The 21790-nt window shown below is 66.6% G+C and carries 22 protein-coding genes; 9 read left to right on the forward strand and 13 right to left on the reverse strand.

Going from position 1 to position 21790, the window contains the following annotated elements:
- Positions 1 to 289 precede the first annotated feature (289 nt).
- The gene (locus Rhe02_RS15395; protein WP_203908901.1) at positions 290 to 2053 is read left to right on the forward strand and encodes a cation:proton antiporter; all 1764 of its coding nucleotides are present in this window, start codon (positions 290 to 292) and stop codon (positions 2051 to 2053) included.
- Here the strand turns inward: Rhe02_RS15395 and Rhe02_RS15400 are convergent.
- Positions 2050 to 2340 carry a hypothetical protein gene (locus tag Rhe02_RS15400; protein ID WP_203908902.1) on the reverse strand — a complete coding sequence of 97 codons (291 nt, stop codon included), beginning with the start codon at positions 2338 to 2340 and terminating at the stop codon, positions 2050 to 2052. The two genes, Rhe02_RS15395 and Rhe02_RS15400, sit on opposite strands and share 4 nt — an antisense overlap.
- A 106-nt stretch (positions 2341 to 2446) precedes the next feature.
- Between Rhe02_RS15400 and Rhe02_RS15405 the strand changes: the two genes are divergently transcribed.
- Positions 2447 to 2656 (forward strand): type II toxin-antitoxin system VapB family antitoxin, encoded by a 210-nt coding sequence (locus Rhe02_RS15405; protein WP_203908903.1) that lies wholly within the window; start codon positions 2447 to 2449, stop codon positions 2654 to 2656.
- Positions 2653 to 3075: a PIN domain nuclease gene (locus Rhe02_RS15410; protein WP_203908904.1), complete on the forward strand. Its 423-nt coding sequence runs from the start codon at positions 2653 to 2655 to the stop codon at positions 3073 to 3075. Before Rhe02_RS15405 ends, Rhe02_RS15410 begins: the two co-directional genes overlap by 4 nt.
- Here Rhe02_RS15410 and Rhe02_RS15415 read toward each other — a convergent pair.
- Positions 3072 to 3950, reverse strand: a complete 879-nt coding sequence (locus tag Rhe02_RS15415) for a class I SAM-dependent methyltransferase (RefSeq protein ID WP_203908905.1) — start codon at positions 3948 to 3950, stop codon at positions 3072 to 3074. The genes Rhe02_RS15410 and Rhe02_RS15415 overlap by 4 nt on opposite strands.
- Positions 3951 to 4072: 122 nt before the next feature.
- On the opposite strand from Rhe02_RS15415, the gene rpsA reads away from it, so the two are divergent.
- Complete coding sequence (gene rpsA / locus Rhe02_RS15420; RefSeq protein ID WP_203908906.1) at positions 4073 to 5557, forward strand: 30S ribosomal protein S1; 1485 nt, start codon at positions 4073 to 4075, stop codon at positions 5555 to 5557.
- A 50-nt stretch (positions 5558 to 5607) separates the two neighbouring features.
- Here rpsA and Rhe02_RS15425 read toward each other — a convergent pair whose 3' ends face one another.
- Positions 5608 to 5874 carry a hypothetical protein gene (locus Rhe02_RS15425; protein ID WP_203908907.1) on the reverse strand — a complete coding sequence of 89 codons (267 nt, stop codon included), beginning with the start codon at positions 5872 to 5874 and terminating at the stop codon, positions 5608 to 5610.
- A gap of 110 nt (positions 5875 to 5984) precedes the next feature.
- On the opposite strand from Rhe02_RS15425, the gene Rhe02_RS15430 reads away from it, so the two are divergent.
- Both Rhe02_RS15430 and coaE read left to right on the forward strand, forming a co-directional pair.
- Entirely contained in the window at positions 5985 to 6245 is a 261-nt protein-coding gene (locus tag Rhe02_RS15430) for a hypothetical protein (RefSeq protein WP_203908908.1), read from the forward strand.
- The gene (coaE, locus tag Rhe02_RS15435; RefSeq protein ID WP_203908909.1) at positions 6238 to 6840 is read left to right on the forward strand and encodes a dephospho-CoA kinase; all 603 of its coding nucleotides are present in this window, start codon (positions 6238 to 6240) and stop codon (positions 6838 to 6840) included. The genes Rhe02_RS15430 and coaE overlap by 8 nt, the downstream gene beginning before the upstream one ends.
- Here the strand turns inward: coaE and Rhe02_RS15440 are convergent.
- Both Rhe02_RS15440 and Rhe02_RS15445 read right to left on the reverse strand, forming a co-directional pair.
- Positions 6833 to 8293 (reverse strand): hypothetical protein, encoded by a 1461-nt coding sequence (locus Rhe02_RS15440; protein WP_203908910.1) that lies wholly within the window; start codon positions 8291 to 8293, stop codon positions 6833 to 6835. The two genes, coaE and Rhe02_RS15440, sit on opposite strands and share 8 nt — an antisense overlap.
- Positions 8294 to 8372: 79 nt before the next feature.
- Positions 8373 to 10457, reverse strand: coding sequence for an NPCBM/NEW2 domain-containing protein (locus Rhe02_RS15445; protein WP_203908911.1), 2085 nt, complete (start codon positions 10455 to 10457; stop codon positions 8373 to 8375).
- A 1066-nt stretch (positions 10458 to 11523) separates the two neighbouring features.
- On the opposite strand from Rhe02_RS15445, the gene uvrB reads away from it, so the two are divergent.
- On the forward strand, positions 11524 to 13650 hold the full coding sequence (gene uvrB, locus Rhe02_RS15450) for an excinuclease ABC subunit UvrB (protein ID WP_203908912.1): 2127 nt from the start codon (positions 11524 to 11526) through the stop codon (positions 13648 to 13650).
- Between the two features lie 226 nt (positions 13651 to 13876).
- Here the strand turns inward: uvrB and Rhe02_RS15455 are convergent, their stop codons facing one another.
- Genes Rhe02_RS15455 through Rhe02_RS15465 form a run of 3 tightly spaced genes read right to left on the reverse strand, consistent with a single transcriptional unit; the run spans position 13877 to position 16277 of the window.
- Complete coding sequence (locus Rhe02_RS15455) at positions 13877 to 14563, reverse strand: hemerythrin domain-containing protein (RefSeq protein WP_239123839.1); 687 nt, start codon at positions 14561 to 14563, stop codon at positions 13877 to 13879.
- The gene (locus tag Rhe02_RS15460) at positions 14563 to 15030 is read right to left on the reverse strand and encodes a hemerythrin domain-containing protein (RefSeq protein WP_203908913.1); all 468 of its coding nucleotides are present in this window, start codon (positions 15028 to 15030) and stop codon (positions 14563 to 14565) included. The genes Rhe02_RS15455 and Rhe02_RS15460 overlap by 1 nt, the downstream gene beginning before the upstream one ends.
- A gap of 56 nt (positions 15031 to 15086) precedes the next feature.
- Entirely contained in the window at positions 15087 to 16277 is a 1191-nt protein-coding gene (locus Rhe02_RS15465; RefSeq protein WP_203908914.1) for an MFS transporter, read from the reverse strand.
- Between the two features lie 52 nt (positions 16278 to 16329).
- Between Rhe02_RS15465 and Rhe02_RS15470 the strand changes: the two genes are divergently transcribed.
- Positions 16330 to 17181, forward strand: a complete 852-nt coding sequence (locus tag Rhe02_RS15470; protein ID WP_239123840.1) for a winged helix-turn-helix transcriptional regulator — start codon at positions 16330 to 16332, stop codon at positions 17179 to 17181.
- Between the two features lie 48 nt (positions 17182 to 17229).
- Here Rhe02_RS15470 and Rhe02_RS15475 read toward each other — a convergent pair whose 3' ends face one another.
- From Rhe02_RS15475 to Rhe02_RS15485, 3 genes are all read right to left on the reverse strand, one after another.
- On the reverse strand, positions 17230 to 17688 hold the full coding sequence (locus tag Rhe02_RS15475; RefSeq protein WP_203908915.1) for a hypothetical protein: 459 nt from the start codon (positions 17686 to 17688) through the stop codon (positions 17230 to 17232).
- A 72-nt stretch (positions 17689 to 17760) separates the two neighbouring features.
- Positions 17761 to 18420 (reverse strand): alpha/beta hydrolase, encoded by a 660-nt coding sequence (locus Rhe02_RS15480; protein WP_239123841.1) that lies wholly within the window; start codon positions 18418 to 18420, stop codon positions 17761 to 17763.
- Positions 18421 to 18480: 60 nt separating this feature from the next.
- On the reverse strand, positions 18481 to 18774 hold the full coding sequence (locus tag Rhe02_RS15485) for an antibiotic biosynthesis monooxygenase family protein (RefSeq protein WP_203908916.1): 294 nt from the start codon (positions 18772 to 18774) through the stop codon (positions 18481 to 18483).
- 227 nt (positions 18775 to 19001) lie between these two features.
- Here Rhe02_RS15485 and Rhe02_RS15490 point away from each other — a divergent pair, with 227 nt between their 5' ends.
- Positions 19002 to 20015, forward strand: a complete 1014-nt coding sequence (locus tag Rhe02_RS15490; protein ID WP_203908917.1) for a TerC family protein — start codon at positions 19002 to 19004, stop codon at positions 20013 to 20015.
- On the opposite strand, the gene Rhe02_RS15495 is transcribed toward Rhe02_RS15490, so the two are convergent.
- Positions 19989 to 20645, reverse strand: a complete 657-nt coding sequence (locus Rhe02_RS15495) for a C40 family peptidase (RefSeq protein WP_203908918.1) — start codon at positions 20643 to 20645, stop codon at positions 19989 to 19991. The genes Rhe02_RS15490 and Rhe02_RS15495 overlap by 27 nt on opposite strands.
- Entirely contained in the window at positions 20642 to 21787 is a 1146-nt protein-coding gene (locus tag Rhe02_RS15500; RefSeq protein WP_203908919.1) for a mandelate racemase/muconate lactonizing enzyme family protein, read from the reverse strand. Before Rhe02_RS15500 ends, Rhe02_RS15495 begins: the two co-directional genes overlap by 4 nt.
- Between the last annotated feature and the right edge of the window lie 3 nt (positions 21788 to 21790).

Genomic DNA, 21790 nt, shown 5'->3' on the forward strand with positions numbered 1-21790 from the left:
GGCCGTGGTGGGCGAGTTTGCCCCGGGCCTCGGGTGACCACTTTGCGGTGGAACCGCGCGGCGGTGGTGGGTGAGTTTTCCTGGGCCTCGGGTGACCACTCTGCGGTGGAACCGCGCGGCGGTGGTGGGCGAGTTTTCCTGGGCCTCGGGTGACCACTCTGCGGTGGAACCGTGTGCCGTAGTGGCGAGTTTCCCGGGGCCTCGAGGTGACCCAGGCTGCGGTGAACCGCGTGGCCGTGGTGGGCGAGTTTGTGCCGATTTTGACCGTTAAGGTCAATACGCTCAGTGCGTGACCGGCGACCAGATTCTGATCGGGGTTGGGCTGACCCTGGTGCTCGCGGTCGGCTCGCAGATCCTGGCGAGCCGGCTGCGCATACCCGCGCTCATCGTGCTGCTCCCGGCGGGATTCCTGGCCGGGGCGCTGACCGACACCATCCACCCGGATCTGTTGCTGGGCGCGGCATTCCAGCCGCTGGTGTCGCTTGCGGTGGCGGTCATCCTCTACGACGCCGGTCTCACGCTGGAGCTGCGCCGGCTCAAGGGCCACCTTCGCCATGTGGTGATCCGCCTGATCGCCTACGGGATCCCCATCACGCTCGTGTTGGCCGCGGCCGGCGCGGCTGTCCTGTTGGGGATGTCCAAACCGGCCGCGCTGATGCTCGGGACCATCCTTGTGGTGTCCGGGCCTACCGTGGTCGGCCCGCTGCTCAATTTCGTCCGGCCCGCCGAACACCTGCAGCGGATCCTCATCTGGGAGGGCACGCTGATCGACCCGGTGGGCGTCATCCTCGGCACGGTTGTGCTCGGCGGCATCGTGGCCACCCACGACGGGGCGAGCTTCCACGGCCTGGGCCAGTTTCTGCTCAGCCTGGCCGTGGGCGTGATCGGCGGCGCGATCGGCACCGTCGTGCTCTGGTTTCTGCTGCGCAAGCTTGAGCTCAACGAGGTGCTCGGCACCTCGGCCCAGCTGGCGACCGTCATCGGCGTGGCAGCGGCCTGCAATGTGGTGCGCGACGACACCGGGCTGACCGCGGCGATCGTCATCGGGCTGGCCGTGGCCAACCTGCCCCGCTTCGACATCCCGGCACGGCGGCCGTTCTTGGAGACCACGGTGCAGCTGATCCTCGGCGTGCTGTTCATATCGATCTCGGCGACCATCACCCCGGAGTCGTTGCGCCATCTGGTTTTGCCCACTCTTGGCTTGGTGGCCCTGCTGGTGCTCGTCGCCCGGCCGCTGATCGCCTTCTTGGCATCGATCGGTACCGACCTCAGTCGGGGTGAGCGGCTCTTCGTCGGCTGGATGGCGCCGCGCGGGATCGTCGCCGCCGTCACCGCTTCCACGTTCTCGGCCACGCTGGCCGCCGCCGGGATCGGTGGCGCGGAAAAGATCCTGCCGGCCACCTTCCTCGTCATCGTGGCAACCGTGACCATCTACGGCCTGACCGCCGCCCCGATGGCGAAGCGGCTGGGCGTCACCCGCCCGGCCCGTACCCGCCCACTGCTCATCGGCGGCGACCCCTGGGTGCTCGATCTGGGCCGCCTGCTTCAGGCCCGCGGACTGGAAGTGTTGATGTGGGCCGGATCGGACCAGCAGCGCGAGCAGATCGAGGCGGCCGGCCTGGAGCTGGCCCCCGGCGAGGTGGTCGCGGCGGCCACCGGCGAAGGGGTGCAGATCGAGGGCGTGACCGCGGTGCTGCTGCTGACCAACGAGGACGACTTCAACTCGCTGGCCGCGGTCATGATGCACGACGGCGTGGACGGCCCGGTCTACCGCCTGGCGCCGCCGCATCCCCGCCACGGGGTGGTGGCGCCCTACCTCGGAGGCGAAATCCTTTTCGGGCCAGAGCTTTCCGGCGCTGCCATCGCGCAGCGCTACTCCGCCGGCAGCCGGATCTTCACCCGCCAGGCCAGCGGCCCCGCGCCGGCGCTGGTCGGACACGACGTCCTCTTCGTCATCCGCGCCGACGGCCAGCTGATCCCCGTGACTCGTACTGCGGAGCCCGACGCCAGGCCCGGCGACGATCTCATCCTGCTCGGGCCGGCTGGCGCTTAGGCGACCACGGTGGTGCGGCGGCCGCGGCGGAAGGCGCCCGAACCCCAGTGGGCGATGTCCAGCAGGGCACAGAGGCCGACCCAGAACCACTCCCAGCCGTCCAGCGGCCCACCGGTCACCCACAGCAGCACGTACATCAGGGTGGCGAAGGGCAGGAAGAGGAACCCGAGTATTGGCCACAGCCAGCTGCTGAAGGCCGCGTCCATGAGGTTGGGCCGCAGGATCCAGAAGATGATGAGCGCGAGCCGGGGAAACAGGCCCGCAAACAAAATGAACAAGCAGCCCATTATGGTCACCTCTCAACAAATAGGTCACCTCAGGCTAGACAGGGATCACCGGTCGCGCTGGCGTTTGGTCGTATATATGATGTGTATACGATCCAAGGGGGGCCGCATGAAGACAGTCATTGATCTGGATCCGGAACTGACCGATGCCGCCGCGAAAGTGCTAGGCACACACACCAAGAAAGATACCGTGCACGCTGCGCTGAGGGCCGCGATCGCGGAGGCGGAGCGCAAGGAAGAGCGGCGACGCAGGCTGATCAACAGCGCGGGTGGGCCTGACCTGGGTGACGAGAAGGTGATGTCGGGCGCCTGGAAGTGAGCACCCTGTACCTGCTGGACAAGAGCGCGCTGGCACGGGTGGCACAGCACCTTTCCGTACAGGCCGCGCTGGCCGATCTCGACGACACCGGCGTCCTCGCGACAAGCCCGATTGTGGAGCTCGAAATCGGTTACTCCGCAAGAAATCTCGCCGAGTTCGACTCGGTGGACGCCGACCGTCGCGCGCTGTTCCAGGAGCTGCCCCTCACCCGGGTGATCACCGATCGGGCCCGCCAGGTGCAGCGCGAGCTGGTGCGCAACGGCAAGCATCGGGGGCCGGGTGTGCCGGATCTGCTGATCGCCGCCACGGCTGAAGTCCATGGCGCGGTGGTGGTCCACTATGACCGCGACTACGACGTGATCGCCGAGCTCACAGGTCAGCCCACGAGGTGGATCGTGCCCGCGGGTTCGGTGCCTTAGCTCTTCACGCTGCAGAAGATGGCGGTACCCGGGAAGAGGCGGCCGCGAAGGGGGGACCACTGGCCCCAGGTTTGGTCGTGTCCAGGCGGCCACTCGGGTTCGACCAGATCGACGAGGGTGAACCCGGCGGCGATCAGTTCGCGCAGCCGGTCGCCGAGGGTGCGGTGGTGCTCGACGTAGGTGGCCGCTCCGGTCTCGTCGTACTCGACGTAGGGACGCCGATCGAAGTACGAGTGCACGGCCACCAGGCCGTGCTCGGTCGGATCATCGAGGAAGATCCAGCGCATCGGATGGGTGACCGAGAAGACCCAGCGCCCGCCCGGCTTGAGCACGCGGTGCACCTCGCGCATGACGCGCGCCGAGTCCTCGATGAAGGGAACGGCGCCGAAAGCGGTGCAGACGATGTCGAACTGTTCGGTGCCGAACGGAAGGTTCGCGGCATCGGCTTGGACGAGCGTAAGCGGTACCCCGGAAGAGAGATTTTGATCTTTGGCGTGGCGCAACATGCCACCAGACAGATCCAAGGAGATCACTTTAGCGCCCTGTGTCATGAGCCATCTGCCTGCGGCGGCAGCCCCGCAGCCCAGTTCCAGAATGCGCTTACCGCGAACATCGCCGAGCAGGTTGGCATCGGCCTCGCGCAGGCGCTCGGGGCACCAGACGAAGTCGACCTCACCCAGAAAGTCACCGTGTTCTGCCTGGTAGTTGTCGGCGTCAAGGTCCCACCAGGAGCGGGAGGCGCGCAGATTCTCGTGCGAACCGACCTCTCTGCGGGTTGCGCCAGGCTCCCCAGTGATCTCCACCCGCCGAGGATATGGGCGGTTGGAGAGGTGCGTCACCACAGGGGTGGGGTTGCGCCATGTGGTAATAGGCACGGTAAGCTGTTCGAGGCGTTCGTATGTTTAGCGGTTCTCGGCAGGGAGCAGATCCGTCAGTAGGCAAACGGACGCGCGCCCAGGAGTCAATGCGACACCATTCAACCGGAGCAACAGTCCACATGACGAGCAGCATCGAGGCCACCTCGAGCGCCACCAAGGTTACCGTCGACGATCTCGGCTCAGAGGAAGCATTCCTCGCCGCCATCGACGAAACCATCAAGTACTTCAATGACGGCGACATTGTCGAAGGCACCGTCGTCAAGGTCGATCGGGACGAGGTCCTGCTCGACATCGGCTACAAGACCGAGGGGGTTATCCCTTCTCGTGAGTTGTCGATCAAGCATGACGTGGACCCAGCTGAGGTTGTCACAGTCGGTGATCACATCGAGGCCCTGGTTCTCCAGAAGGAGGACAAAGAAGGGCGCCTGATCCTCTCCAAGAAGCGCGCGCAGTACGAGCGCGCTTGGGGCACCATCGAGAAGATCAAGGAAGACGACGGCGTCGTCCGCGGTTCGGTCATCGAGGTCGTCAAGGGTGGTCTCATCCTCGACATCGGTTTGCGGGGCTTCCTGCCGGCCTCCCTGGTGGAGATGCGCCGCGTGCGCGATCTTCAGCCCTACGTGGGCCGCGAGCTTGAGGCGAAGATCATCGAGCTGGACAAGAACCGCAACAACGTGGTTCTGTCCCGCCGGGCCTACCTTGAGCAGACGCAGTCCGAGGTGCGCACCGAGTTCCTGCACAAGCTGCAGAAGGGCCAGGTTCGCAAGGGCGTCGTGTCCTCCATCGTCAACTTCGGTGCGTTCGTGGACCTCGGCGGTGTCGACGGTCTGGTGCACGTCTCGGAGCTGTCCTGGAAGCACATCGATCACCCGTCCGAGGTTGTCGAGGTCGGCACCGAGGTCGAGGTCGAGGTGCTCGACGTCGATCTCGACCGCGAGCGCGTCTCGCTGTCGCTGAAGGCGACCCAGGAAGACCCGTGGCGTCAGTTCGCCCGCACCCACGCGATCACCCAGATCGTGCCGGGCAAGGTCACCAAGCTGGTTCCGTTCGGCGCGTTCGTTCGCGTGGAGGACGGCATCGAGGGCCTGGTGCACATCTCCGAGCTGGCCGAGCGCCACGTGGAGATCCCGGAGCAGGTCGTGCAGGTCGGCTCGGACGTGATGGTCAAGGTCATCGACATCGACCTGGAGCGCCGTCGCATCTCGCTGTCGCTCAAGCAGGCCAACGAGGGCTTCGTCGAGGGTGAAGAGCACTTCGACCCGACCCTCTACGGCATGGCTGCGACTTACGACAACGAGGGCAACTACATCTACCCCGAGGGCTTCGACCCGGAGACCGGCGAGTGGCTCGAGGGTTACGACAAGCAGCGCGAGCTGTGGGAGTCGCAGTACGCGGCTGCCCGCGAGCGCTGGGAGGCGCACACCAAGCAGGTGCAGACCTCGCGCGCGGCCGACGCTGTCGCCGCGGCGGAGGCTCCGGCCACCGGCAACGTGTCCACCTCGACCCCGGCCCCGGCCAAGGCGGCGGAGGAGCCCAGCGGCACCCTCGCCACCGATGAGGCTCTCGCGGCTCTGCGTGAGAAGCTCGCCGGCGGCGGTAACTAGCAGCACAGACAAAAGGGCCGCGGCGCGATGCCGCGGCCCTTTTGCGTTGCTCAGAACATGCCCAGCACGATGGCCGCTCCCTCGGCGGCCTGATATCCACTTAGGACAAGCAGGACAAAGGCTGTCGCAGCGGCCAAGGCGAGAGCGATCTGCGACCCAGCTATACGCCGCGCGGTTCGTTTGAGGTGGCGCGCTTTTGAACGGCGCGGGCGCGTGTTGTCGATGGTCCGTGAGCGGTAAGGAACCGTGCCCGGGGTGCCTGCCCCATGGCGGGGGCCGCGACGCCGGTGGGAGATGACGAGGTTGAGCTGTTCCACGCCGCGAACCATATGGGCTGTTTTAGGCCTTTCGTGCTAGGCGCGCCGACTCCTGCCCCTGCTAAGTTGAAGGCCGTTCGAGTGATCAGATCCCGCCCGGTGGTGATTTCATGCTAGACCGAGTAGTTGCCGCTCTCGCTGAGGTGCTAGTGGCGATCGAAATGGGTTCCGACGACGAGATCGATCCAGACTTCGCCGACGCAATTCAATTCGAAGTGGTCAATAGGTTCGATGCCCTCTCCGACGAGGAACGGCTGCGCCTCACCGAGATCTTCGAGGGGCTCGCCAAGGCTGAGCCCTCAGATGAGCGTCGTGCGGTGCTTTCCGAGCTGCCGCAGGCCTACGGACTGCTGGACGAGGAACATGGCTGAGCCCTATAGCTGGGTCGGGCTGACCGGAGGCATCGGCTCGGGCAAAAGCTCGGTCGCCAAACGCCTTGCCGAGCTCGGCGCGGTCATTCTCGACTCCGACCTGATGGCCCGAGAGGTGGTCGCCGCGGGCACCCCCGGCTTCGATGAGGTCGTGGCCGCCTTCGGCCCTTCCATCGTCGGGGCCAACGGTGAGCTCGATCGCGCGGAGCTGGGGCGGCGCGTCTTCGGCGACCAAGCCGCCCGCCGCCGGCTGGAAGGCATCATCCATCCGCGGGTGCGCGAAGAGCTCGTGGCACGGGCGGCGGCAGTGCCACCGGGAACCTTGGTGGTCAACGATGTGCCGCTGCTCGTCGAGGCGGGGCTCAAAGACCAGTACCAGGCGGTGATCGTGGTCTTCGCCAGCGTGGAGTTGCGGGTCGCCCGCCTGGTGACCGCGCGCGGGATGAGCGAAGCCGAGGCGCGGTCGAGGATCGCGGCCCAGGCCACCGATGAAGAGCGCCATGCCGTCGCCGACTTCGAAATCGTCAACGAGGGCACGCTGGAAGAGCTCTATGCACAGGTCGACGCGATCTGGGAACAGCTGAAGGTCAGCTGACCGACGACGGCAGGCTGGGCAGCTTGACCCCGAGCTCCAGGTCGAGCTGGGCGAAGCCGCCCGTCGCGATGCGGATTTCCAGTCGCCGCAACACTCCTGAGTTGTCCACCCAGTACCGCAGGCGTGCCTGCCCCGGTGCGGTGAGCTGCTGCTCGACCACGCCCGGCAGCTCGAAAACCCCGACCGGAACGCCGTTGAGGACGTCGACGCGCAGCCGCCGCGCCCCGGCTTTGATCCGTTTCGCGTCGTCGAGCTGGTTGGCGCCCATGGAAAGTGCTTCGTAGACAAGCATGTCGAGCTCGGTCAGCTCGGGCGTGCCGCTCAGCTCGCTCCACGCCACCTTCTCCCAGCCGCCCTTGGGGGCTGGCAGAGTGGGGGTGTCCGGCGCTCTCGAGCCGTGCTTGCGGATGGCGACCGCGGTTCGGCTGGCATGGAGCAGGACGTCGTAGGTGGGATCGTCCACGTCCTGTACGGAAAGATAGATCAGGCCCCGTTGCCAATCGAGCCAGCCGCGGGCCTTACGCAAGGCGCCCTTCGCCACCGGAAGGGTGACCGCGACAGATGCCGTGTTGGCCCGGTAGTTGCGCTGGCGCAGCGCGGAAAGCAGCGTCGCCTCCGGGTCGCTCACCTCGCGGGGCGAGATGTCCCGGCCGCCGAGCGCATCGATGACGGTGAAGTCCGGCTTGTCCTCGCGCACAAAGTCGATCGTCGTGGGCATGCCTTCGGCGAGAACGGCTTCCACCCGGCGCATGCGGCCGTTGGCGTCCAGCCAGTAGCCGACCGCCCCGCCATGGGCGTCGAGGTCGGCGGGATCCAGCGGCTTGGCCGGGCTGGCGCTCGGATCGGGGCTCGGATCCGGGCTCGGGCTGGGGCTGGGGGTGCCGGCCAGCTCCGACTCGGGCATCAGCGCCGGTCCCAGCAACACATCGACGTCGGTGCCCTGCGCGCTGTCCTTCCTGATCCACTGATTCTTCAAGGGGCTCAACAGATCTGTCCGGTCCGGCTGATCCCGGGCCACCAGGAACAGGAAGGCCAGCAGATTGTCCAAAGGCGCCTTCTGGTCGCCGGAAAGCGCGATCGGCTTCACCCGCCACCCATCGGCCGGCGGCTGCAGTGGCGGCGGTCCGCTGATCGGCGCTTTCGGGTCACCCGGACGCAGCGCCACCACGCCGGGCTTGGCTTGCACCAGAACGCTGGACCCGGCCGCGTAGGCGGACAGGTAGATCACCGCGCGCTGCCAGTCGACCCAGCCGCTGACCGAGGTCTGCTTGCCGGGTGCGCCGATGGTGCCGGTGATGCCGGTCCTGCCGTCGCTGTAGTTGTGCATCCGCATCGAAGCGAGGCGATTGAGCTCGGCCTTGGTCAACGGCCTTGTGCCGTCGGATTTGGTGGCCGTGCACGCCGCGATGGAAGTCACCAGGGCAGCCGCGAGAACCAGTCTGACTATCCGCACGCAGTTCCAACGCCTGCCCCCACGGTAGGTGACGTTCGCTCGCCCGGCCGTGGTCCTCCGGCCGGGCGAGCGTGACCGCTCAGCACAACAGGCGGGCGTCGGCCCAGTCGGCGTGGTCGTAGTCGACACCGTTGCCGGAATCGCCGGTGACCAGGTGCAGCGTGGTGCGTCCGGTGACATTGAGGTCGATCGTCACCGGGGTGCTGGCCGCGCCCAGAACCGGGCTCGTGTAAAGCGTGACGCCATCGGCGATCACCGAGAGGACCACGCTTGCCTGCGCCGAGCTGACCTCGGCGTCGACTCCGCCGATCGCGGTGAAGCGCTCGCAGGCGCCGCCCAGGCTGATCGTCACGTCCGAGGTGGCGTGGGTGCCGATCGCCCGCACATAGCTGACGCCGCCGATCGTCGCGACCACCCCGTCGCCGGAGGCCTGTTCGCCATTGGATTGATCCCGCTCCGCCGGTCCCCAGCCGTTGCTGGCATTGACCCATCCTGTGTGGGTACCGGTGCCGGCCGCCGTGCACACCAGCGTTGCCGCGCCCCAGTCCCCGTGATCATGGGTGATCCCGTCACGCGAATCGCTCACCCGTAGCTCCAATGTGGAGTATCCGCCGGTGGCCACGGCGAGTTTGGTCGGGCCGTCCGCGGCCCGCTTCACCCCGCTGTAGGCCAGCAGCTTGCCGTCGCCGTAGACCGCGAAACGTACCGAGGCGGCCGCATTGGTCGTCTCGTCGTCGACCCCGACCTGGGCGGTGAAGAGGGGACAGGCCCGGCCCAGATACAGGTGCACCGAGCTTTCCGAGTGGACGCCGATCCCCTTGGCGAAGGTGGTGCCGTTGATGGCCAGCGCCCGGCCGTCACCGGCGGCCTGCTCGCCGTTGGACAGGTTGCGCTCGGCCGGTCCCCAGCCGTTGCTCGAAGCGGCCCAAGCCATATCGCTGACCTGATAGGTGCCCGCGGCCGGGGCGGCAGCCAGGCTTCCGGCCCGGGTCACCCGCAGCATCACCGCGCCGTGTGCGGGCACGCTGGCCGAGATCGCCCCGGTGCTGGTGGAGTTGGTGAAGGTCCACAGATTACGGAGCGAGTAGGAACTCGACCCGGCCAGACCCAGCTCGCCGGCGCTGGTGTTCACGGTGGCGGCCGCCGCGCTCCGGTTGAACAGCACCGTGGCCACGCTCCCGTCGGACATCGGCTTGGCCCACACCTCGGTGTCACCGAAGTCGCGCACCTTGCGCCCCTGGGTGCCGCTGAAGTTCTGGTTGACCGCGACCACCTCCGCGTTGCGGATGATGTTCAGCGTCGTGGCCGTCATCGAGCGCAGATCGTTGCCCAGCAGCAGCGGCGAATTCAGCAGCGCCCACAGGCTGAAATGGGCGGTGTACTCGGTGGCGGTCATGCCACCGTTGCCGACCTCAAGCATGTCCGGATCGTTGAAGCCGTTGCCGCGCGCGAACGTTTCCAGCCCGTTCTGCTGATCCAGCAAAGAGGTCATGCTGCCCCACGAATCGGAGATGTCCCCGGTGGTGCGCCACAGGCTCCCGCCCGCAAGCGGGCCGAAGATCCACGGCTCGGCGAGCCCCCAGTTGCAGATGCTGTAAACGATCGGCCGTCCCGCCGCTTTGAGCGCGTCGCCCATCGCCTTGTACCGCGCGAAGTCGTTGCGGCCCAAGTTGTTGCAGTTGTCGTACTTGAGGTAATCGACCTGCCAGCCGGCGAACGTCTGCGCATCGATCACCTCGTGGTCGAGGCTGCCCGGCAGCCCCTGACAGGTGGCCGTTCCGGCCGACTCGTAGATGCCGAGCTTCAGGCCGCGAGCGTGTACGTAGTCGGCCAGCGCCCTGATGCCCGAGGGAAAGCGCGTGGCGTGTGGCTGCAGCCGGCCCTGCGCGTCGCGCGTGGAGGCCATCCAGCAGTCGTCGATGTTCACATAGAAATAGCCCAGATCGTCGAGATTGTTGGCCACGATCGCGTCGGCCGTCTGCTTGATCAGGTTCTCATCGATGTTGCACCCGAAGCGGTTCCAGCTGTTCCACCCCATCGGCGGCGCGGCGATCGGCACCACCGGTGTGGCGGCGGTGGCCGGGCTCGGCAGCGCCGCGGAGGCGACCAGCGATGCGGCGGCTACCGTGAGCGCGGCAACCAGCGCGGCAAGAGGCTTAGGCACGATCAGCTCCAATCGGTAAGGAATATTTAAATTTACCGATTGAAAACCTTTTCGAACACCGTTCCTCACAATCCAACGTTCGCGAGCGTCGCGGGCGGGGGTTGATCGTCGCGAATTCCGGGAGATAGTGCGATCAACTCCAGGCGTAGCAACGATTTCCGTGAAAAACGCGACGACCTTGAAACGCGGCGGGGCGGTGTGTTTGCGGCGCGCCTTTGCTCTGCACCCATTGGCGCACATTGATCATGGGGTAGCGCCTATGGCGGCCTGCGCTTCCGGCGCACCTCGTTTCGCGCGGGCGACAGCGGCGCGACTGCAGGAATGTGCGGTGGCGCGGCGTCAGGGAGTGTGGGTGGCGCGGCTTCAGCGAGTGTGCGGCGGCGCGGCTTCAGGGAATGTGCGGTGGCGCGGTGTCAGGCAGAGTGGGTGGCGCGGCTTGAGCGAGTGTGCGGCGGCGCGGCTTTCAGGGAATGTGCGGTGGCGCGGTGTCAGGCAGTGTGGGTGGCGCAGCTTCAGGGAATGTGCGGTGGCGCGGTGTCAGCGAGTGTGGGTGGCGCAGCTTCAGGGGATGTGCGGTGGCGCGGTGTCAGGGAGTGTGGGTGGCGCGGTTTCAGGGAGTGTGCGGTGGCGTGGCTTTAGGAATGTGCGGGAGGGCGCGGTTTGAGGGGTGTGTGGGAGGGCGCGGCTTCGGGAATTTGCGCGAAGGCCTGGCTTCTGAGGTTTGGGGCGATCGCCAGGTGTCAGGGCGTTTGGGTGTTTAAGACCGCCCGCGACAGGCTCCAGCGCGATGGTATGGGTTCGCACTCGGTGCGCTCACCGATCCTGCGGTGGGGCGGATCGGGGCAGCTACCGGTGCGCCAGTCGCGGGCCGGCCGGTGTGGAGGTCCGGCCGCGACCGGTTTACCATCGCGGGGCGGCCGCCGCGAGCGGCCTACTCCACGACGGTAGCGTGGTGACCATATTCACACAATCACTACATCGGAGTTGGTCACTTACTTAGCGTGATCTGAGCTGCTGAAAGAGGCGCAATCGGGCAGTTGTCACACCTGCGAGTTAGGTTCTTTCTATGGTGTTGGACATTCCCCGTCTCGACGGCCGCTTCAAGGTGGTCAGTGATTTCGTCCCGGCCGGCGATCAGCCCGCGGCCATCGAAGATCTTACGCGGCGGGTGCGCCGGGGAGACCGGCATACGGTGCTGCTTGGGGCGACCGGCACGGGTAAGTCGGCCACCACGGCCTGGCTGATCGAGCAGCTGCAGCGCCCGGCTCTGGTGATGGCGCCCAACAAGACCCTTTGCGCCCAGCTGGCCAAGGAGTTCCGCGAGTTGTTGCCCAACAACGCGGTGGAATATTTCGTCAGCTACTACGACTATTACCAGCCCGAGGCATACATCCCGCAGACCGACACCTACATCGAGAAGGACTCTTCGATCAACGAGGAGGTGGAGCGGCTGCGCCACTCGGCGACGATGTCCCTGTTGACGCGGCGCGACGTGGTCGTGGTGGCCACCGTGAGCGCGATCTACGGTCTGGGCACGCCCGAGGAATATCTTTCGCGCACGGCGCGGGTGAAGGTCGGCGAGGAGATCGAGCGCGACAAGCTGTTGCGCCGCCTGGTCGACATCCAATACGCGCGCAACGATCTGGCGTTCAGCCGGGGCACGTTCCGGGTTCGGGGCGACACGCTGGAGATCATCCCGGCCTATGAGGAGCTGGCGATCCGCATCGAGTTCTTCGGCGATGAGATCGACAAGCTGTCCTACCTGCACCCGCTGACCGGTGACGTGGTGCGCGAGGTCGACCAGCTGCTGATCTTCCCGGCCACCCACTACACCGCTGGCCCCGAGCGCATGCAGCGCGCGCTGCGCGACATCGAGGCCGAGCTCGAGGCGCGCCTCGCCGAGCTGGAGCAGCAGAACAAACTGCTTGAGGCGCAACGGCTTCGCATGCGCACCAGCTACGACGTGGAGATGATGCGGCAGGTCGGGTTCTGCTCGGGCATCGAGAACTATTCGCGTCACATCGATGGGCGCGAGGCGGGCAGCCCACCGCATTGTCTGATCGACTACTTCCCCGACGACTTCATCACCGTCATCGACGAGTCGCACGTGACGATCCCGCAGATCGGCGGCATGTACGAGGGCGACGCTTCGCGCAAACGCATTCTGGTCGACCACGGCTTCCGCCTGCCGAGCGCGCAAGACAACCGGCCGCTGCGTTTCGACGAGTTCCTCGAGCGCGTGGGGCAGATGGTGTTCCTGTCGGCGACGCCGGGGCCGTGGGAGATGGGGCAGGCTCAGGGCGAGTTCGTCGAGCAGGTGATCCGCCCGACCGGCCTGGTCGACCCGCAGGTCGTGCTCAAGCCCACCAAGGGCCAGATCGACGACCTCATGCACGAGATCCGGCTGCGCACCGACAAGAACGAGCGGGTTCTGGTGACCACCCTGACCAAGAAGATGGCCGAGGACCTGACCGACTATCTGTTGGAGCACGGCATCCGGGTCCGCTACCTGCATTCGGAGGTGGACACGCTGCGGCGGGTCGAGTTGCTCAAGGAGCTGCGCATCGGCGACTACGACGTGCTCGTCGGCATCAACCTGCTCCGGGAAGGTCTCGACCTGCCGGAGGTCTCGCTGGTCTCCATTTTGGACGCCGACAAGGAGGGCTTCCTGCGTTCGGGGCGCTCGCTGATCCAGACCATCGGCCGCGCCGCCCGTAACGTCTCCGGCGAGGTCCACATGTATGCCGACAAGATGACGCCGTCGATGGCCGAGGCGATCGACGAGACCAACCGGCGGCGGGAAAAACAGGTGGCCCACAACCTGGCCAACGGCGTTGACCCGCAACCGCTTCGCAAAAAGATTCACGACATCCTCGACGACATCTACCGCGAGGCCGAGGACACCGAGGGCGCGCTGGCCGGGCACGGCCCGGGCGGGTCGATCATCGGTGGGTCCGGCCGGCAGATGAGCCGGGGCAAGGCACCCACGCCGGGCACCCGTTCGCGCGACCGGGGCCGCATCGAAGCCAGCAGCGAAGGCATGGCCCGCAAGGAACTCGTCGGGCTGGTCGGCGAGCTGAACGATCAGATGCTAGCCGCGGCCGCCGAGCTGCAGTTCGAGCTGGCGGCTCGCATCCGTGACGAAATCAAGGAGCTCAAGCGCGAGCTACGCCAGATGAGCGAAGCGTCCTAAGCCCAGCCAGCGAGCCCAAGGCCAAGTGCGGTGGGCCAAGGCCAAGTGCGGTGAGGCAGAGGTCAAGCGCGGCGAGGCAGAGGTCAAGCGCGGTGAGGCAGAGGTCAAGCGCGGCGAGCGCGAGGCCGGGCGGGGTGAGGCAGCGGCCAAGCCAGGGTGCGGTGAGGCGAAGCTGCCCGGCGTCGGGGGAGACAACGCCGAGCAGCTTGGTCTTGAGGGTCGACAGTTACTTGCCGGGAAGGTCTTCCGGATAGGTCGTGCGCCCGGAAACCACGTCACGGATTTTGTCGACGATGCCGAGGGCCGGGTCGGTGATTTTGTTCCACGGGGGCGACATCGGCGAGTCGGGATGGGGTCGGGTCGGGGCTGCCTCCTGGGCCACCTCTATCCGGTTGCCCAAGCGGATAAGCTCTGCCTCGCTGGCCAGGTCCCGCAGCAGGGGGAAGATATCGGCCGCGCAGGCTTCGCGATGGTGGTGCAGGTCGGTGTCGATGGCCGAGGCCAGCTCGGTGAAGGCGGTGCTGTCCCGGGGCAGGGTTTCAAGCAGGGCAAGCTGTTTGAGGATCTGGGTGTCCCGCTCGATTTCGCGTTCGCTGAGCTGCTGGCCGTCTGGCAGTAAGGCCTTGACCGTCGGATAGAGGTACTGCTCCTCGGAAGACAGGTGCCGTGACACCGCGGCGGTGACCACGTCCGCCAGCTCCTGCGTCGGCTCGGACGAGCGGGCCAGCTCGGCGGCCAGCTCGGTCAGCTGCTGGTGCTCGTCAGCGAGGACGGCGATGATGCTGCGGCCGCCGGGGCGATAGTTCAATTCGTCGTTCTCGCCGGGGAGCGGCGGCAGCGGGGGCAGGCTGGGGATCATAGGCTCCAGGTACCCGTGACCGTCGCGGCCGAAACAGCCCAAGTCGAAGCTCATCAGCCGCCCTTAGGGCGGTAGCCCTTGCCCTGCAAGCGATCCATGGCTCCGGCCAGGTGCCCGCCGAGCTTGACGAGATCCTCCTGAGTGGTCATTTCCATCAGCCGCGGGTAGATCTCGGTCGCGGCGCACTTGGCATGGTGGGTCACATGCGACCTGAGCTGGTTGGCAAGCTCGCGGAAACGCACGGTGTGCGACGGTGTGGCGCGCAGTTCGCTTATCTGGCTGAGGATTTGGTGGTGTCGGCTGAGTTCCTGCTCAGCAAGCTGTTCGCCGTCGGGCAGCAGTTTGCGAACGGTCGGGTAGAGGTAGCGCTGTTCGGCGAAAAGGTGGCGGCTCACGATCGAGGCCACGGTCTCGGCCAGATCATCGAGCGGTCCTGAGCTTTCGGCCAGCTCGGTGGTGAGCTTGGCCAGCTGCAGATGCTCGTCGGACAACACGGCGACGACACTCGGCTGGGTAGTCATTGCGGGTCCTCCATTCCGGACCAGCTTTACCCAATCGAGATAATTGGTAACCCTCGTTAGGCGAGCGTCTCGGTGTCGGCCGCGATGACCACCCGCGGCTGGGTAAGGAGGAAAAACGCGGCAGCGCCGAGCAGGGCGAGGCTGGCGCAGATGGGCCACAGCAGCCCGGGGGCGTGCTGGTAGACGTACCCGCCCAGGGGTGGGGCTATGACCATGCCTCCGATCGACGCCGACGAGTAGAGGCTCTGGTAGCGCCCCTGCATGCCGTCGGGGGCGCGGTCGGCGGCATAGGCGGCCGAGGTCGGCTTGTAGAGCATCTCGCCGAGGGTGATGAGCCCTATACACAGCGCCGCGCCTGCGTAGGTGGGCGAGAACACCAGGGCGACAAAGCCCAAGCCGATGAAGAGGTACCCGATCGGGATGATTTTGAGCGCCGGGCGGTTGGCGAGCTTCACCGCCAACGGCGTCTCGGCGATGACGATCAGGACGCTGCTCAGGGAGATCAGAGCGCTATAACCAATCAGACGGGTACCGGTGTCGGTGAGCATGAGCGGGAGGGCTGTGAAGATTTGGCGATAGGCGGCGTCGACCAGAAGCACAGCCAGCAGCAGCATCCAGATGGTCCGGTCCGCCGCGACCGCGCGCCAAAGGCTGCTGCCGCCCGGGTTCAGGGTGGACGGGGCCGCCGGGCGGGGGACGAAACGCCAGATGACGAAGGCCATCGCCAGACCGGCCACGGATTCCATAAGGAACACGATCCGGAAGTCATAGCTCGCGGCCAGGGCGCCCAGCGGCGGGCCGAGCACGACTCCCGCGTTCATCGCGGCGCGGGACAGGGCCACGCCGGTGCGCCGCTGCGCGGGCGGGATCGACCCGGCCACGAGTGCCATGCCGAGTGGAAAGCCCATCGCGCCAACGAATCCGCTTGTCGCGGTGACGAAACCGAGCGCGCCCACCGGGACCAGCGGCACCAGGACGGCCCCGATCGCGGAGCCGATGTTGGACACGATGATGGTGCGCCTGATGCCGAACCGGTCGCCCACCCAGCCGCCGCTGAGGCTGCCGGCGATGATGCCCACGCCGTTGGCGCCCACGATGAATCCGGCCATCGCCGGCTCGAGCCCTCTTTCCTGGACCAGGTAGACGGCCATGTACAGCCAAGCCAGTGAGCCGGTTGATTTGATCAACCGGCCCAGCGTGAAGAAACGCATCCACACCGGCAGCTCGCGAAGACTCTTCCAAATCATGTAGCTGCCCCCCGACGGTGGTAAGTTTCTAAAGGGAACTTATGGGAGGGCCATGCCACACGCAAGCTGGATTCCCGAAGCGCACTGCGCGGTCGCGCAGGCTCTCGCCGTGCTCAGAGACTCCTGGGATCTGCTGATCATCAGAGAGCTGGCCCGGGGACATCTGCGCTTCGACCAGCTGGCCGGCGAGCTGAACATCTCGCGCAAGGTGCTGACCGAGCGGTTGCGCCGGCTCGAAGAGCACGGCCTGCTGCACCGTCGCGCCTATCAGCAGGCACCGGTCCGCTATGAGTACAGGCTGAGCCCGGCCGGGTCGGCCCTGGTTCCCGTGCTGGTGGGGCTGCAGGATTGGGGTGACCGCTGGGTGCTCGGCGACGGCGAGGCCACCGGGCTGGCCACCCCCGATGCCGAGGCGCGCCTGCACGACCTGGTCGGGCAAACCGTTCCCGAAATCGAGCTGCCCGCGACGACCGGAGGGTTGCTGGACGTTGTTGATCCGGGCCGCTCGACCATCCTCTTTGGATATCCGATGACGGTCACGACCGCGGCGCCGGAAGGATGGTCGCGGATTCCGGGCGCGGCCGGGTGCACCTTGGAAAATCGGCTCTTTCGCGACCGGTACCCAGAAATCAAGGAAAGGAACTTGGCCCTTAGAGGGGTGAGCACCCAGCGGCCAGATGAGCAGCGGGCTTTCGCCTACGCCGAGGGGGTCGAGTTTCCGCTCCTGTCCGACATCGAGCTGCTGCTGACCGCGGCTCTGCGGCTGCCCACCTTCCGTGCCGCGGAGATGCCTCGTCTGCGCCGCTTCATCCTCATCGTCGGCGCGGATCGGACTGTGCGGTCAGCACTTTTCCCCATCACCGACATTCCCGCCGCCATCGACTGGGCCCTCGCTCAAGCCTAGGAGCGTCCTGTCCGGCTCGACGGCCACATGACCCTATGCATGATGCTCCTAGCCGCCGAAGTAGAGCGGGAACCAGCCGCTACCGTCCGGATAGAACAGTTGGGTGAGCCCGTTGAACCAACCGAAGCGCCCGTAGGTGCCGTTGCTCGGGGCGTTGTGCTGGACGCCGTAAGATGCCGGCCCGTAATCGGTTGCCAGGATCCTGCTGCCGCCGAAGTATCCGACCACGCCGTCGGTTGCCGTAGCTGTCTGGATGTAGGCGTTGCTGCCCTCGGGAAGCCAACCACTGACGTAGCTGAGGTTGCCGTTGATGAGGCTTCGCATCGCGGCGCGGCCGTAGAGCCCGTAGGGCGTCGATGACTCCTGCAGGTAAGCCTCAAGCGGACCGTAGGGTGTGGCCAAGGGCCTGCTGGGCACGCCGGAGTCCGCTTGGGCCGCGGCTGGCACATACGACGCGGCGCACGCCGCCAACAACACAATCATCACCCGAGCTAACATGTCACGCATGTCGACCTCCCTGGACTGATCGTCAGTGGTCGATATAGTAGCTCGCCTATCTCTGGCTTTCCAGCCCGGTTCTTAGAGCCCGTTGGAGTGCGAGGTGATCCAAGCGCCGATGCGCCGCAACAGCTCGGGCGGGGCCGCATTTTCGGCGTGGCCGAAGCCCTTCTCGACCCACAGCTCCTTGGGCTCCTTGGCCGCGTCGTAGAGCTGATGGGCGTGCTCCAGCGGGAAGTAGGCGTCGGCGTCGCCGTGCACGACCAAGAGCGGCGCGGGCGAGATCAGTGGTGCGACCGCGTGCGGCGGCTCCGGCAAGGGATCCCAGCCGCCTTTTGCTATCCGGGTACCGAGCGCGACCCGCCCGACGAGCCTCCCCAACCGCTTCTCGACCACCCAGTGCACCCGCCGCATCGGGGTCGTGCCGCGGTAGTACCAGCGGCCCGGCCCGCTGACCGAAACCACCGCGGCCACGCCGCGCCGCAAGGCCGCGTGCCGGACGGCCACCGAGGCGCCCATGGAGAAGCCGACTGTGACCACCCTCGCGTAGCCCAGCTTGCGCGCCCAGGCCACGGCCGCTTCAAGATCCAGGATTTCGCGATCACCGACTGTCGAACGCCCCGCTGAGGAGCCATGCCCGCGGAAGTCGAAACTGACCACTCCGCCGAAGTCGGTGAGGATCGACGCGGCCCGCCTTACCGCCGGGCGCCGCCATGAGCCGGTGAAGCCGTGTGCCACCACGATCGCCAGGTCGCCAGCCGATTGATCGTGGTGGGCCGAGATCAGTACCCATCGGAGGTCTTAAGCAAGGACATCGATGAAGTGCTCTACCACCGGGGGCGCGGCGAAATATGGACCGATCAGCCCGCGCCACACGTTGAAGCGCTCGGTGTTGCGGAAGTTCTCGATGTGGGCATCAATCGAGTCCCATTCCACAAGAAGGACGAAGCTTGACGGAGACTCGACGCCTCTGGTCATCCGCACGCTTCGGCAGCCCGGGGTGGTGGCCAACGCCTCGTGACCTTTGCCATAGGCCACGGCGAAGGCCTCCTCCTGCCCGGGTAACACATCTATGAGAGCTACCTCCAGAACCATGCCGGGGATCATTTCACGACCCGGCACGCCGCCACTGGGGAGGATGGTGAACAATACTGGTGTAACGGGAGGGGAGTATTCCCTCGCGGCGGTGTCGTCAGCACGGTTTCACTCCAGCTAGCTGGGGTGTTCCCGGCACCGTCGGTCGTCGGGGAGGCTGCGCGAGAGCGCAGGCAGCGGCGGGAGAGACCTCCGGGGCCATTTGATGCTGCCTACCGGAGGTTACCGTGCACGTGTCCACGCTGGTGTGGGGAGTCACTCTCGGCGGTCTGATCGCCGTCCTGCTCATCGATCTGCTGATCATCGGTCGCAGACCCCACGAACCCTCGTTCCGCGAAGCGACCAGCTGGGTCGTCTTTTATGTGCTGCTCGCGGCAGCCTTCGGCACCTGGATCTGGATGAGCTACGGCCACCAGTACGGGCAGGAGTTCTTCGCGGGCTGGCTGACCGAGTACAGCCTGTCCATCGACAACCTTTTCGTGTTCGTGATCATCATGAGCCGGTTCAAGGTGCCGCGGATCTATCAGCAGAAGGTGCTGCTGATCGGCATCGTGCTGGCGCTGGTGATGCGCGGCATCTTCATCGCCGCGGGCGCCGCCCTGGTGACCCGCTTCGTCTGGGTTTTCTACCTGTTCGGCCTGTTCCTGATCTACACGGCGTGGACGTTCACGCGGCAGGGCGAAGCCGACGACTCGGACTTCAAGGAGAACCTGCTCATCCGCTGGTCACGCCGGGTGCTGCCGATCAGCAAGGACTACGACGGGGCGAGGCTGACCACCCACACCTCGGCCGGCAAATGGATCTTCACGCCGATGCTGATCGTGATGATCGCCATAGGCACCACCGACCTGATCTTCGCGCTCGACTCGATCCCGGCCATCTTCGGGCTCACCACCGAGCCGTACCTGGTCTTCACCGCCAACGTGTTCGCGCTGATGGGTCTGCGGCAGCTCTACTTCCTGCTGGGCGGGCTGCTCGATCGGCTGGTCTACCTCAACCTCGGTCTGGCGGCGGTGCTCGGCTTCATCGGGGTGAAGCTCATCCTCACCGCTCTCGCCGAGAACAACGTGCCGTTCATCAACGGCGGCGAGCCGATTCCGGGCGTGCCACACATCAGCATCCAGGTCTCGCTCGCCGTGATCATCGGCATTCTGGGCATAGCGACCATCGCCAGCCTGATCAAGTCTTCGCGCGATGCGAAGAAGGCCAAGGCGTCAGTCGACGCGGTGGATGCCGACTAGGGTTTCCCGCCGCTCCTGCGGCATCGGCTCCTCGACCACGAATCCCTTGTCGCCACAGGCGTGCAGGATCTGATCGGGGCCGGTGACGAAACCGACGTGGGTGACCTTCTGCGGCTTCGCCGAGAAGAAGTAGAGGTCGCCCACGCGTTCTTCTCCGGCCGCCACGGGCGTGGTGGCTCGGGCCTGGTCGTCGGCGTCGCGCGGCATGGTGCGACCCACCCTGCGAAACGCCAGATGCACCAGTCCTGAGCAGTCGATGCCGTGCGAGGTCAAGCCGCCCCAGACATATCGGGTCCCGATCCAGCCGCGCGCCACCTCCAGCACATCGTCGAACCGGAGCTGCTCCACCGGCAGCCAGCCCGGATAGCCGCGCGGATCGAGCTTGGCGGCGGGCTGCGCGGTCGCCACCACCCGGGCCCAGCCGTCGCTGATCTCCTCGATCAGCACCGGCTCGCCCTGCAACAGCTGCGTGAGCACACCGTCGTAGTAACGCCCGACATCGTCCAAACCGGACGCCCACGCCTGCGGATCGCTTTGTGCCGCAAGGGCTGCCGCGTCGATGCTGGGCCGCGGTGCGTCGGGCCGGCGCCAGAGCGTGGCAACGGGGGCGCTGACGGTCGCCGTGATCATAGGTCGATCCCCAATCCAGGAGTGTCGGGCAGCACCACCGTGCCATTGATGTATCTGAGTCCACCTTGGAGCGGCGACTCGCTGAGCCACCAGGCCGCGTCGAGATCGCTCACCACACTGGTCGGGTAGGCCGCGACCAGGCTGGCCGCCGCACCGAGCCCGACCGGCCCTTCCATCATGGACCCGACACACGTACCCAGCCCGTGTGATTCGGCCAGGACCAAAAGAGTCCTTGCCACGCCCAACCCGCCGCACTTGGCGAGCTTCACGTTGACGAGGTCGGCTGCGCGCCGGCGGATCACCTCGACCAGGTCACGAAGCCCGAAAACGGACTCGTCCGCCATAATCGGAATGTCGACGCGCTGCGACACGTGCGCGAGCCCGTCGAGGTCTTTGGCGGCCACCGGCTGCTCAACGAACTCGACCGGCAGACCCTCCTCGGAAATGCCGTTGATGATGCGGATAGCCTCGCGCGGAGTCCAGCCCTGATTGGCGTCCAGGCGCACCTTGGCTGCGCCGCCCACCGCGTCGCAGACCGCCCGGATCCGGGCCAGGTCACCCTCGGCGTCGGTGCCCACCTTCACCTTGAGGACCCGAAACCCTTCCGCCACACGCTCTTTCGCCGCCGCCCCCAGCGCCTCCGCCGCCCCGGCCGCCAACGTCACATCCGTCGCCACCACCACGCCACGCCCCGGCCCCGCGCCAGCGCCGTCGCCATCAGCCGCGCTGTTTGCCGCCGCGCTGGAGGTGGCGGCGGTGATGGCGGGGGCGCCGAGGAGGCGGGGGAGGGGGATGCCCAGGCGGCGGGCGGCCAGGTCGTGCAGGGCCACGTCCACGGCCGCCTTGGCGGCTTCGTTGCCCACCACGGCTTTCGCGACTATCGCGCAGTTGGCGTTGAGGTCGTCCGGGTCTCGGCCGATCAGCCGCGGGCCGATCATCTCCTCCACGGCGGCCTGGGAGCCGGCCATGTTGGCGCCGGTGACCGCCCAGACCTGGGGCGCTTCCCCGAAGCCGGACCGGCCGTCGCTATCGATCACCTCGACCAGCAGGGAGTCGACCGAGGTGGCCCGGCGCAGCGAGGTCACGAAGGGGGTGTGCAGGGGAGCGGAGAACCGGTGAGTCCGGATGGCAGCGATGGGCACCGC

The sequence above is a fragment of the Rhizocola hellebori genome (assembly GCF_016862955.1).
GTDB lineage: Bacteria > Actinomycetota > Actinomycetes > Mycobacteriales > Micromonosporaceae > Rhizocola > Rhizocola hellebori.